This window comes from Pseudomonas azotoformans (genome assembly GCF_001579805.1).
In the GTDB taxonomy this organism is placed as follows: Bacteria; Pseudomonadota; Gammaproteobacteria; order Pseudomonadales; family Pseudomonadaceae; genus Aquipseudomonas; species Aquipseudomonas azotoformans_A.
This window is the reverse complement of record NZ_CP014546.1, coordinates 6,379,117-6,393,709: the sequence shown is the minus strand read 5'-3', so window position 1 is coordinate 6,393,709 and position 14,593 is coordinate 6,379,117. Positions and strand designations below refer to the sequence as shown.

Here is a 14,593-nt window from a genome sequence, read left to right as displayed (position 1 = left end):
AGCTTGCCTCAGCCCGGCGCCTCCTTGCCAAGCCATCGATAGGTAACTCCACCCATCACCGCACCCAGGATCGGCGCGAGCCAGAACATCCACAACTGCTGGATCGCCCACCCGCCGACGATCAGGGCCGGGCCGGTACTGCGGGCCGGGTTGACCGAGGTGTTGGTGACGGGAATGGAGATCAGATGGATGAGTGTCAGCGCCAGGCCGATGGCGATGGGCGCAAGGCCCGGCGGGGCGCGGCGGTCGGTGGCGCCGAGGATGATCACCACGAACATGGCGGTCATCACCAGCTCACTGACAAACCCTGCCGCCATCGAATAACCGCCGGGCGAATGCTCGCCATAGCCGTTGGCCGCTAGCCCCGACGCCAGTTCGAACCCCGGTTTGCCGCTGGCAATGAAATACAGCAGCGCAGCGGCGATCGTACCGCCGACCACCTGCGCCACGATGTACGCCGGCAGTTCCCTGGCCGGGAACCGTCCGCCTACCACCAGTCCCACCGACACGGCCGGGTTGAGGTGACAACCGCTGATATGCCCGATGGCGAACGCCATGGTCAGCACCGTGAGCCCGAATGCCAGGGACACGCCCAACAATCCGATCCCGACTGCGGGGAACGCTGCGGCCAGCACCGCACTCCCGCAACCGCCCAACACCAACCAAAATGTACCTAGCCCCTCTGTGATTGAACGCTTGAACAAAGACATGCAGCCCGTCCTTGATAGATCGCTCTACCGGATCCGTAAATCAGTGATGCTCCCTGCAGATTTACTTCAGCGCCCTTCTGGGCACTGCACTGATTACAGCAGGATCGCGGCAAAAGTGTAGGCGCGAGGGTTCAATCGATACCGACGAACCCACCCGTCTGGTGCTGCCACAACCGCGCATACAGCCCGCCATGGGCAAGCAGCTCGGCGTGACTGCCGCTCTCGGCAATCTGGCCTTTCTCCAGCACCACCAGGCGGTCCATCCGAGCAATGGTCGACAACCGGTGCGCGATCGCAATCACCGTCTTGCCCTGCATCAGGGTTTCCAGGCTCTCCTGGATCGCCGCTTCCACTTCCGAATCCAGCGCGGAGGTGGCTTCGTCCATGATCAGGATCGGCGCGTCCTTGAGCAGCACGCGGGCAATGGCAATACGCTGACGCTGCCCACCGGAAAGCTTCACTCCGCGCTCACCGACATGCGCATCCAGCCCGGTGCGGCCTTCGGAGTCCGACAGCAATGGGATGAACTCATCGGCGCGCGCCTTGTGTACGGCGGCCCAGAGTTCTTCGTCGGTGGCGTCGGGCTTGCCGTACAGCAGGTTGTCGCGGATCGAACGGTGCAGCAGCGACGTGTCCTGGGTGATCATGCCGATCTGTTCGCGCAGGGATTCCTGGGCGACCTCGGCAATGTTCTGGCCATCGATCAGGATGCGTCCGCCTTGCAGGTCGTACAGGCGCAGCAGCAGGTTGACCAAGGTCGACTTGCCGGCACCCGATGGGCCGATCAACCCGATCTTTTCGCCAGCCTTGATCTCAAGGTTCAGGCCGCCAATGATCCCGCTCTTCTTGCCGTAGTGGAAATCCACCTGTTCGAAGCGCACTTCGCCCCGTGGCACGCTCAAGCGTGGGGCATGCTCGCGGTCGATCACGGCGAGTGGCTGGGCGATGGTTTTCAGGCCGTCCTGGACTTGGCCGATGTTCTCGAAAATGCCGTTGACCACCCACATGATCCAGCCGGACATGTTGACGATACGGATCACCAAGCCGGTGGCCAGGGCAATCGCGCCCACCGAGATCAGCGACTGCGTCCACAACCACAGGGCCAGGCCGGTGGTGGTGACGATCAGCAGGCCGTTCATGGTGGTGATCACGATGTCCATGCTGGTCACCACGCGGCTGGCCAGCTGGGTTTTTTCGGTTTGCTCGATGATCGCTTCCTTGGCGTATTCCTGCTCATAGCGGGTATGGGCGAACAGCTTCAAGGTGGTGATGTTGGTGTAGCCGTCGACGATGCGGCCCATCAATTTGGAACGCGCTTCGGAGGAAATCACCGAGCGCTCCTTCACCCGTGGCACGAAGTAGCGCAGCGCTAGGCTGTAGCAAAGAATCCAGCTCACCAGCGGGATCATCAGGCGCCAATCAGCTTCGGCAAACAGCACCAGGGAGCTGATGGCGTAGATCGCCACGTGCCAGATCGCATCCACTGCCGCCACCGCAGAGTCGCGCAGTGAGTTGCCAGTCTGCATGATGCGCTGGGCAATACGCCCGGCGAAGTCGTTCTGGAAGAAATTCAGGCTCTGCTTGAGCACGTAACTGTGGTTCTGCCAGCGGATCAGGCTGGTCATGCCGGGGCTGATGGTCTGGTGCACCAGCAGGTCATGCAGGGCGCCGAAGATCGGGCGCAACAGCAGGGCGACCACGGCCATCCAGATCAGCTCGGTGCTGTGCACCTGGAAGAAGTTGGCCGGCGGCGTGCCCTGGGCCAGGTCGATGATGCGGCTCAGGTAGCTGAACAGTGCGACTTCGATCAACGCACCGATCAGGCCCACCACCAGCAAGGCGGCGAAATGCGGCCACACCTGGCGCAGGTAGTAGAGGTAGAAGGGCAAGACTTTGTCGGGCGGGGCTTCGCTGGGGGCGTCGCGGAAAATATCGATCAGTTGTTCAAAACGACGATAGAGCATTAGGGTTGACGCCCGCAGGGCGGGCTCTCCTTTCAAATGCGCGCGCGGCCTCGTGGGCGGCGCGCGGAGCTACCTGCTACCTCAGTCGATGCGCTTGGCCGACTTGATGTACACAGGATCGATTGGCACGTTCTGCATGCCCTGCTTGGTGGTGGTCTGCGAGTTGACGATCACATCAACCACGTCCATGCCCTTGACCACTTTGGCGAATACGGCATAACCGCGATCACGGCCTGGGTCGAGGAAGGCATTGTCGGCCACGTTGATGAAGAACTGGCTGGTGGCCGAATCCGGGTCACTGGTGCGCGCCATGGACAGGGTGCCACGTACGTTATGCAGGCCATTGCTGGCTTCGTTCTTGATCGGCGCTTCAGTTGGCTTTTGCGACATCGACTGAGTAAACCCGCCGCCCTGGACCATGAAGCCTGGGATCACGCGGTGGAAAATCGTGTTGGTGTAGAAGCCCTTGTCGACATAGGCCAGGAAGTTCTTGGTGCTGATTGGCGCCTTGACCGGGTCCAGTTCGATCTCGATGTCGCCATTGGTGGTGGTGATCAATACGTGGGGCGCCTTGACGGGCTCGGCGGCCATCAGGTTGGCGGCAAACAGAACAGAACCGGCGAAGAAGGCGATTTTTTTCAACATGGGTCAGTGATCCTGGGTAGTGGTTTCGACTGTCTTTAGAAAATCGAGCAAGGTTGCGTTAAAGACTTCGGGTTGGTCCAAGGGCGTGGCATGGCGGGAATCCTCGATCACCACCAGTCGCGCATCGGGCAGCAGTTTTACATAGTTTTCTTTTTGCGCCACGGGGGTGTAGTCGTGGTCGGCGCTGATGACCAGGGTTGGACAGGTGATTCTGGAAAGTCGTTCCTGCACGCCCCAGCCCACAATGGCATCGAAGCTGGCGAGATAAGCACGTTTGTCGTTTTTTGCCCAGCGTTCGGCCATCTTGCGGCGCAGCTCGGCCTGATGCGGTTTTGGGAACAGACGGTCGCCCAATGCCTTGCCGATAGTGGCCAGGCTGAGCACACGCGCCAGGCTCCAGCGTTTGGCCCATTGCCAGTAATCATCGGCACTGCGCACCTTCACCTCTGGCGCGCTGTTGACGATGCACAGGCTCTTGACCTGCGCGGGTTCGTCCACCGCCAACTGGAAGGCAATCATGCCACCCATGGACAAGCCCACCACATGGGCGGGTGGCAAATCCAAGTGTTCGATCAATGCCAGCAAATCAAAGGTGAAGCCCTGGATGCTGTAGCGCTCGCGCGGTTTGTCCGAGCGGCCGTGGCCGCGCACATCGACCACGATCAGACGGTAATGCCTGGCCAGCACCGGAATCTGCAGTTCCCAATCCTGGCTGCTGGAGCCCAGGCCGTGGATCAGGATCAGCGGCGTGCCGTGGCCGTATTCCTCGTAGTGCAGGCTGCATCCTTCGTGGTCGAACCAGGCCATGCATGAACTCCGTTTCAGGCTTGCTGCGGGGCGGCGAAAGGCGCGTCCAAGGGGGCGGTGTCAAAGGTGCGCAGCAGTTCCACGAGGATCTGCGTCGCCGGCCCCAAGGGTTTGTCCTTGTTCGAATACAGGTAGAACGTCGGGTTGCGGCTTCCACCCTTTTCCAAGGGTAGCTGCTTGAGCAGGCCTTCCTTCATTTCGCGTTCGATCAGGTGGCGCGGCAACCAGGCAAAGCCCAGGCCGCTGCTGACGAAGGTGGCGGCGGTGGCCAGGCTGCCGACGGTCCAGCGCTGTTCGGCGCCAAGCCAACCCACATCCCGTGGTTGCTGGCGGCCGGAATCGCGAATCACCACCTGCATCTGGCTTTCCAGGTCCTGAAAGCTCAGCTCGCGGTTCAGGCGGTGCAATGAGTGGTCCGGATGGGCCACGGCAATGAATTCCACATCGCTCATTTCCGTGCCCAGGTAGCCGGGGATGATGAAGCCGCTGATGGCCAGGTCGGCCATGCCATCGAGCAACAGCTCCTCGACGCCAGACAGCACCTCCTCACGCAGGCGCACACGGCAACCCCGGCTTTGCGGCATAAATGCGGTGAGCGCGCGTACCAGGCGTGCGTTCGGATAGGCCGCGTCCACTACCAGGCGCACCTCCGCTTCCCAGCCTTGTTCCATGTGGTGGGCGAGGTCTTCCAACTGGCTGGCGTTTTTCACCAACTGTCGGGAGCGGCGCAACAGCACTTCACCCGCGTCAGTGAGCACGGCTTTGCGCCCGTCGATGCGCAGCAGCGGAACGCCAAGCTGGTCTTGCATCCTGGCCACGGTGTAGCTCACCGAGGACTGCGAACGGTGCAGCGCTTCGGCCGCCTGGGCGAAGCCGCCATGGTCGACCACGGCTTGCAGCGTGCGCCATTGATCGAGGGTAACGCGGGGCGCTTTCAAGATGGGTTCCTCTTGTCCTAAGCTGACAGTCCTTATTGGAGACTGCCGAATGAGAAAATTCTGTTGTGTGTTGCTGGCGCTGCTGCCGTTGAGTGCATTTGCCTACCCTATCGACGTGACGAAAAAGATCGACGGCGTCAGCATCGACTACACCGCCTCCGATGTGGACGGTGATATCAGTTCGATTCAACTCAATAACTACGGCACTCAAGACGCGGTCTGCTCGGTAACCTTCACCAACGGCCCGGAATCGCCGCGCCGCAGAACGGTCACGGTGCCGGCGGGCAAAAGCACCAACACCACGGTCAAGTTCAATCGCGCCATTATCAAGATGCGTATTGCCCTGGCTTGCGCACCAAAGTAGCCCAGCAGCGGAGCATGCTCCGCTTATAAACAAATTTATAGATGGGTTATAGCAGTTTTTTGCGCTTTTTTATCGAATTGGCTCTGTTTAATCTCCACTCCATCGCCTTACAGCAATTTCCGATGGAGCCTACCCAGCCATGTCCAACGTTCTGATCATCGAAAGCAGCGCCCGCCAGCAGGATTCGATCTCCCGCCAACTGACTCAGCAATTCATCAGCCAATGGCAGGTCGCCCACCCGGCGGACCAGATCAGCGTGCGTGACGTGGCCCTCAACCCGGTTCCGCATCTGGACGCCAACCTGCTCGGCGGCTGGATGAAGCCAGCGGATCAACGCAACGACAGCGAGCAGGCGTCCCTGGATCGCTCCGACGAATTGACCAACGAATTGCTTGCGGCAGACGTGCTGGTGATGGCCGCGCCGATGTACAACTTCGCCATTCCCAGCACCCTCAAAGCCTGGCTGGACCACGTGTTGCGCGCCGGTGTGACCTTCAAGTACACCGCCACCGGGCCACAGGGGCTGCTGACCGGCAAACGCGCCATCGTGCTCACTGCGCGCGGCGGCATCCATACGGGTGCCAGCTCCGATCACCAGGAACCCTACCTGCGCCAGGTCATGGCCTTTATCGGGATTCATGACGTCACCTTCATTCACGCCGAAGGAGTGAACTTGAGCGGTGACTTCCAAGAGAAGGGCATCAACCACGCCAAGGCGCTGTTGGCCCAGGTCGCCTGATCCGTTAATCGCCAGATAATCCCGCGATGGTTATCTAGCTCCACGCAAGCCCTTCAAGTACGCGTAACAGACCTCCCTTTGCACTTTTGCTCCTGAGTGCTCCTGCCCGACTGCCGCTTTAGCGAGGTCGGGTTTTTTTTGCCCCGAGTTTCTTCAACCGCCGAAAACCTTTAATGTCCCACCCATTCGAAACGAGGCGCGCATGGGCTACTTACTGGTTGTCACCCTGATTCAGGCATTTTCCTTCAGCTTGATCGGCGAATACCTCGCCGGACATGTCGACAGCTACTTCGCCGTTTTGGTGCGCGTGCTGCTGGCCGGCTTGGTATTCATCCCGCTGACGCGCTGGCGCTCGGTGGAACCGGGTTTCATGCGCGGCCTGCTGGTGATCGGCGCGCTACAGTTCGGTGTGACGTACGTGTGCCTGTACCTGAGCTTTCGCGTGCTCACGGTGCCGGAAGTGCTGTTGTTCACCATCCTCACGCCGTTGCACGTGACGCTCATCGAGGATGCGCTCAACCGGCGCTTCAACCCCTGGGCGTTGATCGCCGCGCTGGTGGCGGTGGCGGGCGCGGCGGTGATCCGTTTCGACCAGATCACTGCGCACTTCCTGGGAGGCTTCCTGCTGCTGCAACTGGCCAACTTCACCTACGCCGCCGGGCAGGTGATGTACAAGCACCTGGTCAAACGCTACCCAAGCGACCAGCCGCATTACCGCCGCTTTGGTTTCTTCTACTTGGGCGCATTGCTGGTGGTGTTACCGGCGTTCCTGATGTTTGGCAAGGCCAACTACCTGCCCGATGCACCGCTGCAATGGGGTGTGCTGGTGTTCCTCGGGTTGGTCAGTACGGCGCTGGGCATGTACTGGTGGAACAAGGGCGCCTGCCTGGTGCAGGGCGGCACGTTGGCGGTGATGAACAACCTGCATGTGCCGGTGGGGTTGCTGTTGAACTTGCTGATCTGGAACCAGCATGAGCCGCTTGGGCGGTTGGCGTTGGGTGGGTTGGTGATTCTGGGGGCGGTGTGGATCAGTCGGCTGGGCAATCAACCGGGCAGTGGTGCAGTGAAAAAAGCGTCTTAGCAAAAAGTTGGATCGCCAGAAATGCGGAGGCCCCGCAAAGCGGGGCCGTCACATAACCTAGTCTCGTCACCGTTTCGTGTCGCACGGGAGTGGAGGTTCCTAGGGCTGCGGGGTGAGATTACCAGCCGCGATTTTTACGTCAACCCCCTATGGCGCCGGTTTAGGTCAACTGCACCATTCGGCAACAGTATGTTTATTTCAAGCAAAAGAACCTGTCTGCACTATCGCTCGCGCTTGTACATTTCTTTGCGCTAAAGGGAGCTTGCGGGTAGATGGTCTGGCAAACGTTGGAGGCGAAGCTCTCCACACCACGAATGAACCGCTACCTCATGGGGCATCAGGGCAATAAAGAGCATGCCGCTGCTGCCTATGTGCACAATATGAGGATCGCAGAGTCCCTGGTCTCGATTTTTCACGTGCTTGAAGTTGGGCTGCGCAACAGTATTCAGCGCGAGATGGTGCGCGAGTACCGACGTGACGACTGGTACGAGGCCTTCAAGGCAAGCACCAATCCAGAGCTTCGCTCCAGCTATCAAAAAGTAGACGACGCGCGTACGGCACTCATGAAAAGAGGTGTCGACCCAGGTCCGGACGACATCACGGCTGAGTTGAGCTTTGGCTTCTGGACTTCACTGTTCAATCGAAAGGCCTTTCCGGATGTTTCCAAGCCTTTGATGAAGGTATTTTTCTACTGCCCAAGAAACGCCAAGAAAGCTGACGTTATTCGTAGCCGCCTGAACAATGCGAGGGACCTGCGAAATCGCTGTTTCCACCACGAGCCACTCCTATGGCAACCGCTATTTGCCTTGCATCGGGATATCACAGAAGTAGTGCAGTGGATTGATCCTGATTTGTGCGCCTGGTTAAAAAGCCACGATCGACTCCCTACAGCATTAGTCGATTGGAGTCACTGGCGGGAGGCGGCGAAGCGTCCGGCCACCCAACCGGCCTCAAACACTCAATAGCGCTATATCACGGTTTTTTCCGGTGCAGGCAAATGACTGGCCCCCAACACCGCAGGCAAAACCCCCGCACGCAAATCATTCCCACTCGGCTGCTGATACAGGCTCAAGCCAAACTCCGGCAGCACCGCCAGCAGGTAATCAAAAATATCCCCCTGGATCCGCTCGTAGTCCGCCCACGCCGTGGTGCGGGTAAAGCAGTAGATCTCCAGCGGCACGCCCTGGGCGGTGGTTTGCATCTGGCGCACCATGCAGGTCATGTTCGGCTGGATGTCCGGGTGGCTTTTCAGGTAGGCAAGGGCATAAGCGCGGAAGGTGCCGAGGTTGGTCATGCGACGGCGGTTGGCCGAGAGTTGCGCGCTGTGGCCCTGGGCTTCGTTCCAGGCCTTGAGTTCGGCCTGTTTGCGTCCGATGTAGTCGGTGAGCAGGTGTACCTGGGTCATGCGCAGTTCTTCATCGTCACGCAGGAAGCGCACGCCGCTGGCGTCGATGAACAGGCTACGCTTGATACGGCGCCCGCCGGAGGCCTGCATGCCGCGCCAGTTCTTGAACGATTCGGACATCAGGCGCCAGGTGGGGATGGAGACGATGGTCTTGTCGAAATTTTGCACCTTGACCGTGTGCAGAGTGATGTCCACCACGTCGCCATCGGCGCCGACCTGGGGCATCTCGATCCAGTCACCGACCCGCAGCATGTCGTTGCTGGTCAGTTGCACGCTGGCGACGAACGACAACAGCGTGTCCTTGTACACCAACAGGATCACCGCCGACATGGCGCCAAGCCCTGACAGCAGCAACAGTGGCGAGCGATCGATCAGGGTGGCGACGATGATGATCGCGCCAAACACGAACAGCACCATCTTCGCCAACTGCACGTAACCCTTGATCGAGCGGGTGCGCGCGTGTTCGGTGCGGGCGTAGATGTCCAGCAGAGCGCTGAGCAGGGCGCTCATGGCCAGCACCAGGAACAGAATGGTCAGTGCCAGGGCCACATTGCCGATGAACAGGATGGCGGTCTTGCTCAGGTCCGGCACCAGGTACAGGCCGAATTGGATCACCAAAGACGGCGTCATCTGTGCCAGGCGATGGAAGACCTTGTTGTGCCGCAGGTCGTTGAGCCAGTGCAGGGCCGGTTGCCGGCCCGAGCAGCTTGACGGCGTGGAGGATGAGGTAACGTGCCACTCGTCCGAGCAACAGCGCCACCACCAGCAACACCAGCAAGCCGAGGCTGGCATGCAGCAGCGGGTGTTCGTCGAGGGCGCCCCAGAGGTCTTGGACGTTGAGCCAGAGCTGTTTGATATCCATGGGTGAAACCGATTCTTCTATAAGACAACACGGGGCGATTAGAGCATTTAAGTGCAACAAAGTTGATGTCATGGACAAATGCACTGACAAAAAAGCAGCCGATTAGCACCGTTCGCGTAAAGAAACTCGGTTTGGACGCCCGAAACCGGTAACCTATGCAGCTGATTTTTTGTATTTCTTCGAGGTAGCACCCGTGTTTTCCCAATTCGCCCTGCACGAACGCCTGCTCAAAGCCGTGGCCGAGCTTAAATTTGTCGAGCCTACGCCTGTGCAAGCAGCGGCCATCCCGCTCGCGCTCGAAGGGCGTGACCTGCGGGTGACAGCTCAAACCGGTAGCGGCAAGACCGCTGCTTTCGTCCTGCCTGTGCTGAACCGCCTGATCGGGCCGGCCAAGGTTCGCGTCAGCATCAAGACCCTGATCCTGCTGCCAACCCGCGAGCTGGCCCAGCAGACCCTGAAGGAGGTTGAGCGCTTCTCGCAGTTCACCTTCATCAAGTCCGGCATCATCACCGGCGGTGAAGACTTCAAGGTCCAGGCCGCCATGCTGCGCAAGGTGCCGGACATCTTGATCGGCACCCCAGGCCGCATGATCGAGCAGCTCAATGCCGGCAACCTCGACCTCAAGGAAGTCGAAGTGCTGGTATTGGACGAAGCCGACCGCATGCTCGACATGGGCTTTGCCGACGACGTGCAGCGTCTGGTAGCCGAGTGCGTCAACCGCCAGCAGACCATGCTGTTCTCCGCCACCACTGGCGGCTCGACCCTGCGCGACATGGTCGCCAAGGTGCTGAACAACCCAGAGCACCTGCAGGTCAACAACGTCAGCGACCTGAACGCGACCACGCGCCAGCAGATCGTCACCGCCGACCACAACGTGCATAAAGAGCAGATCCTCAACTGGCTGTTGGCCAACGAGACCTATCAGAAAGCCATCGTGTTCACCAACACCCGCGCCGCCGCCGACCGCATCTACGGCCGCCTGGTAGCCCAGGAATACAAGGCGTTCGTGCTGCACGGCGAGAAAGACCAGAAGGACCGTAAGCTGGCGATCGATCGCCTCAAGGCCGGTGGCGTGAAGATCCTGGTCGCCACCGACGTCGCCGCCCGTGGCCTGGACGTGGACGGCCTGGACCTGGTGATCAACTTCGACATGCCACGCAGTGGCGACGAATATGTACACCGTATCGGGCGTACCGGGCGTGCCGGTAACGATGGCCTGGCGATCTCGCTGATCTGCCACGGCGACTGGAACCTGATGTCGAGCATCGAGCGCTACCTCAAGCAGTCGTTCGAGCGCCGCACTATCAAGGAAGTCAAAGGCACCTACACCGGGCCGAAGAAGGTCAAGGCGTCGGGCAAGGCCGTTGGCGTGAAGAAGAAAAAGACCGACGCCAAGGGCGACAAGAAGAAAACCGGTGCCAAGTCGCCGACCAAGCGCAAGATCGCCAATCGGCCGAAGACCGACAACCTGTCGCTCGTCAGCAAGGACGGCATGGCGCCACTCAAGCGCCGCAAGCCGGAAGCCCCGGCTGCCGAATAAGGCGCAGGTGATGTGAAAAAACCGGACGATTGTCCGGTTTTTTTATGCCATCAATTTTTAGCCTTGGCGGCCGCTTCCTTGAGTTCCTTCAGGCGAGCATCGATCAGTTGGCACTTGTCAGGGAACTCCGCGCTTTCGGTGTCCAGGTCCATCTTCTGCAGCTCGTCGTTCATCTCCTTGGCCTTGGTCGGGTTCTGCTCGGTCAGCTTGGCCACTTCCTGGGCCAGTTGCTCGCGCTTGGCCGTGGCCTCGTCGGGCGTACAGGCCCAGGCGGGCAGGGCGGTCAACAAGGTGGCGGCGATGGCCAGGTTCATCAGGGTTTTCATGGGTGGACCTCCTTGGCAGGGATATTCAGTTGAGGTCGTGGGCACCTGGAAAGTTCACGCCAATGACGCTCGTCTGCTGGGCTGAACGGCCAGTGACGTGGCCGGTCACACCTTTTAACGGGCTACTTTCCACCCGCCCGCAGGAGGAATCAGGATGACGACTTACAACTGGGATCTGATCGAACGTCTGCTGCATGAAGTGCAGAACGGCGAGGGCAGCTTCGCCCCGCGCAAATACGCTGAGCAGGAAGCGGCCGAGAAGGCCACGGCGGGCGAGTCCACCGGCAACCTGGACGCGCTCAAAAAGACCGCTGCGGACTACGAAGCGCTGCTGTTCAAGCGCGGTTTTATCGAGTCGCGCCCCGAAGACGAGGGCGGCAATGGCGAGAATTTCATCCTGACTCCGCTGGGTGCGCAATTGCTGGCGCTGATCGACAGTTCGATCCCTGGCAATGATCACCCGCGTCAGGTGCTGGATGAACAGCCCGACGCTCTGGACCCGGCGACCTTCGCCGAGGTGGCCTCCAAGGCCCAGATCGCCTGATCCCTCTCACGCCCCGGCGCTGTCGCAACGCCGGGGCGAAACTGTCAGATCGGTAATCTGCCGCTAAGCTGGCTGACAGCCGGCCCTGCCTACTCTGCTGCCATTCAACTCATGGATTTGAATCGGCATGCACTCCAACACTACCCGACGTACCTTCGTTAAAGGCCTGGCTGCCGGCGGCTTGCTGGGCGGGCTCGGCCTCTGGCGCAGCCCGGTCTGGGCCTTGACCAGTCCCGGCCAGCCCACGGTGCTGGCCGGGACCGAATTTGATCTGTTCATTGACCAAAGCCCGGTCAACCTCACTGGCCGTAAACGCACGGCACTGACCATCAATGGCAGCCTGCCCGGCCCGCTGCTGCGCTGGCGTGAAGGCGACACCGTGACCTTGCGCGTGAACAACCGCCTGGCCGAACCGACGTCGATCCATTGGCACGGCATTCTCCTGCCGTCGAACATGGACGGCGTTCCGGGCTTGAGCTTCAAGGGCATCGAGCCGGGTGGCGTGTTTGTCTACCAATTCACGGTCAAACAGCACGGCACGTACTGGTACCACAGCCATTCCGGGTTCCAGGAGCAGCAGGGTGTGTATGGCCCGCTGGTGATCGACCCGAGGGAGCCCGAACCGTATACCTATCAGCGCGACTACGTGGTGATGCTGTCGGACTGGACCGACGAAGACCCGGTCGCCTTGATGAAAACCCTCAAGAAACAGTCCGACTACTACAACCTGCACAAGCCGACCGTGGGCGACTTCGTGCGGGATCTGGGCAAGCAAGGCGGGTCGGCCACGGTGGCTGACCGCCTGATGTGGGCGCAAATGAAGATGAACCCCACGGACTTGGCCGACGTCAGCGGCGAAACCTACACCTACCTGCTCAACGGCCAACCGCCGGAGCGCAACTGGACCGGCGTATTCAAGGCGGGCGAGATGATCCGGTTGCGCTTTATCAACGGTTCGGCAATGAGCTACTTCGATGTGCGCATTCCGGGGCTGAAGATGACCGTGATTGCCGCCGATGGCCAGCCAGTGCAGCCGGTGAGCGTCGACGAGTTCCGTATCGCCGTGGCAGAGACCTTCGATGTGCTGGTCGAGCCGACGGCCGAGGCTTACACACTGTTTGCCCAGTCGATGGACCGCAGTGGTTATGTCCGCGGCACGCTTGCCCGACAAACCGGGGCGATGGCCACCGTACCGGCACTGGACCCGCGCCCCTGGATCACCATGGAGGATATGGGCATGGGTGGGATGGACCACGGCGCCATGGCGGACATGCCGGAGATGGCGGGCATGGATCACAGTGCCATGTCGATGCAGGCCCATCCTGCGAGCGAGCAAGACAACCCGCTGGTGGATATGCAAGCCATGAGCCCGGTGCCCAAGCTCGACGATCCCGGCATCGGCCTGCGCAACAACGGCCGGCGTGTCCTGACTTACGCCGACCTGCGCAGCGCCTTCGAAGACCCTGACGGACGCGATCCCAGTCGCACCATCGAACTGCACCTCACTGGGCATATGGAGAAATTCGCCTGGTCATTCAATGGCGTGAAGTTCTCCGATGCCGAACCCTTGCAACTGACCTACGGCGAGCGCGTCCGGCTGGTGCTGGTCAACGACACGATGATGAGTCACCCCATTCATTTGCACGGTCTGTGGAGTGATCTGGAGGACGAAAACGGCCAGTTCCAGGTGCGCAAGCACACCATCGACATGCCGCCGGGCTCACGGCGCAGCTACCGGGTGACCGCCGACGCGCTGGGGCGTTGGGCCTATCACTGCCACCTGCTGTACCACATGGAAATGGGCATGTTCCGTGAGGTACGCGTGCATGAATAAGGAAACGAGCATGAGCCGTCGTGTCTTATCCGGCTTAATCGCGTTGGCGTTTGTTCCGTTGACACAGGCCGATGAATTCCAGGGCATGAGCCCGGTGACACCGGCGCTCACTGAGAGCCGCACACCGATCCCCGTATTGACGGACGCCGATCGCGCTGCGGTCTACAACGCGCCCGGTGGGCACGTGGTTCACGACAGTGGCATCCATTCCCTGCTGCTGATCAACCAGTTGGAATGGCAAGGCGGCGAGGGCGACGGCGCGTTGAACTGGGATATCAAGGGCTGGGTCGGTGGTGATATCGATCGCCTGTGGTTGCGCAGCGAAGGCGAGCGCAGCGCCGGTCGCACCGAAAGCGCTGAAGTCCAGGCGTTGTGGGGCCATGCCATCAGTCCTTGGTGGGACCTGGTTGGCGGTGTGCGCCAGGACTTCATACCCGGTGACGGCCAGACCTGGGCGGCCTTCGGCGCGCAGGGTATGGCGCTGTACAACTTTGAAGCCGAAGCCACGGTGTTTGTCGGTGAAGCCGGGCGCACTGCTGCACGGTTGGAGGGCGACTACGACATCCTCCTGACCAATCGACTGATCCTGCAGCCCACCGCCGAACTCAACTTTTATGGGCGCAACGATCCGCAGCGCGGCGTCGGTTCGGGCCTTTCGGACAGTGAGTTGGGCCTGAGGCTGCGTTACGAAGTGCGCCGCGAATTTGCGCCCTATGTGGGCGTGACCTGGAATCGCAGCTACGGCCAGACCGCGCAATACGCCAGGGATGAAGGCGAAGACACGCGGCAACTGCGCTGGGTCGTGGGTGTGCGCTTGTGGTTCTGACGTTTTTA

14 protein-coding genes and 1 pseudogene are annotated in these 14,593 nt (G+C 60.6%); 8 read left to right on the top strand and 7 right to left on the bottom strand.

What is annotated here, in order from left to right; all coding sequences use genetic code 11:
* Positions 1-8 precede the first annotated feature (8 nt).
* From aqpZ to AYR47_RS29360, 5 genes are all read right to left on the bottom strand, one after another.
* Positions 9-710 carry an aquaporin Z gene (aqpZ, locus tag AYR47_RS29380; RefSeq protein WP_033900610.1) on the bottom strand — a complete coding sequence of 234 codons (702 nt, stop codon included), beginning with the start codon at positions 708-710 and terminating at the stop codon, positions 9-11.
* A gap of 131 nt (positions 711-841) precedes the next feature.
* A complete protein-coding gene (locus tag AYR47_RS29375) occupies positions 842-2,674 on the bottom strand; it encodes an ABC transporter ATP-binding protein (RefSeq protein ID WP_061449217.1) in 1,833 nt (610 codons plus the stop codon).
* Positions 2,675-2,755: 81 nt separating this feature from the next.
* A complete protein-coding gene (locus tag AYR47_RS29370) occupies positions 2,756-3,319 on the bottom strand; it encodes a peptidylprolyl isomerase (RefSeq protein ID WP_033900612.1) in 564 nt (187 codons plus the stop codon).
* A gap of 3 nt (positions 3,320-3,322) precedes the next feature.
* Positions 3,323-4,126 carry an alpha/beta fold hydrolase gene (locus AYR47_RS29365; protein WP_033900614.1) on the bottom strand — a complete coding sequence of 268 codons (804 nt, stop codon included), beginning with the start codon at positions 4,124-4,126 and terminating at the stop codon, positions 3,323-3,325.
* A 14-nt stretch (positions 4,127-4,140) separates the two neighbouring features.
* On the bottom strand, positions 4,141-5,064 hold the full coding sequence (locus tag AYR47_RS29360; protein ID WP_016979354.1) for a LysR family transcriptional regulator: 924 nt from the start codon (positions 5,062-5,064) through the stop codon (positions 4,141-4,143).
* A 49-nt stretch (positions 5,065-5,113) separates the two neighbouring features.
* Here AYR47_RS29360 and AYR47_RS29355 point away from each other — a divergent pair, with 49 nt between their 5' ends.
* The 4 genes from AYR47_RS29355 to AYR47_RS29340 all read left to right on the top strand — a co-directional run bounded on the left by AYR47_RS29355 (position 5,114) and on the right by AYR47_RS29340 (position 8,213).
* Positions 5,114-5,428 carry a hypothetical protein gene (locus AYR47_RS29355; RefSeq protein WP_033900621.1) on the top strand — a complete coding sequence of 105 codons (315 nt, stop codon included), beginning with the start codon at positions 5,114-5,116 and terminating at the stop codon, positions 5,426-5,428.
* A gap of 139 nt (positions 5,429-5,567) precedes the next feature.
* Positions 5,568-6,167, top strand: coding sequence for an FMN-dependent NADH-azoreductase (locus AYR47_RS29350; protein ID WP_061449216.1), 600 nt, complete (start codon positions 5,568-5,570; stop codon positions 6,165-6,167).
* A gap of 202 nt (positions 6,168-6,369) precedes the next feature.
* Positions 6,370-7,248: a carboxylate/amino acid/amine transporter gene (locus AYR47_RS29345; RefSeq protein ID WP_061449215.1), complete on the top strand. Its 879-nt coding sequence runs from the start codon at positions 6,370-6,372 to the stop codon at positions 7,246-7,248.
* A gap of 272 nt (positions 7,249-7,520) precedes the next feature.
* Positions 7,521-8,213, top strand: coding sequence for an Abi family protein (locus AYR47_RS29340; RefSeq protein WP_061449214.1), 693 nt, complete (start codon positions 7,521-7,523; stop codon positions 8,211-8,213).
* A 2-nt stretch (positions 8,214-8,215) separates the two neighbouring features.
* Here AYR47_RS29340 and AYR47_RS29335 read toward each other — a convergent pair.
* Positions 8,216-9,515 (bottom strand): annotated as a pseudogene (locus AYR47_RS29335) (mechanosensitive ion channel family protein).
* Positions 9,516-9,708: 193 nt separating this feature from the next.
* Between AYR47_RS29335 and AYR47_RS29330 the strand changes: the two are divergent.
* Entirely contained in the window at positions 9,709-11,055 is a 1,347-nt protein-coding gene (locus tag AYR47_RS29330; protein ID WP_033900634.1) for a DEAD/DEAH box helicase, read from the top strand.
* 50 nt (positions 11,056-11,105) lie between these two features.
* Here AYR47_RS29330 and AYR47_RS29325 read toward each other — a convergent pair whose 3' ends face one another.
* Positions 11,106-11,381, bottom strand: coding sequence for a hypothetical protein (locus tag AYR47_RS29325; protein ID WP_033900637.1), 276 nt, complete (start codon positions 11,379-11,381; stop codon positions 11,106-11,108).
* 154 nt (positions 11,382-11,535) lie between these two features.
* Between AYR47_RS29325 and AYR47_RS29320 the strand changes: the two genes are divergently transcribed.
* The 3 genes from AYR47_RS29320 to AYR47_RS29310 all read left to right on the top strand — a co-directional run bounded on the left by AYR47_RS29320 (position 11,536) and on the right by AYR47_RS29310 (position 14,585).
* The gene (locus AYR47_RS29320) at positions 11,536-11,925 is read left to right on the top strand and encodes a hypothetical protein (protein WP_010208626.1); all 390 of its coding nucleotides are present in this window, start codon (positions 11,536-11,538) and stop codon (positions 11,923-11,925) included.
* 127 nt (positions 11,926-12,052) lie between these two features.
* Positions 12,053-13,759 carry a copper resistance system multicopper oxidase gene (locus AYR47_RS29315; RefSeq protein WP_061449213.1) on the top strand — a complete coding sequence of 569 codons (1,707 nt, stop codon included), beginning with the start codon at positions 12,053-12,055 and terminating at the stop codon, positions 13,757-13,759.
* Positions 13,760-13,769: 10 nt separating this feature from the next.
* A complete protein-coding gene (locus AYR47_RS29310) occupies positions 13,770-14,585 on the top strand; it encodes a copper resistance protein B (RefSeq protein ID WP_061449212.1) in 816 nt (271 codons plus the stop codon).
* The last annotated feature ends 8 nt before the right edge of the window (positions 14,586-14,593 follow it).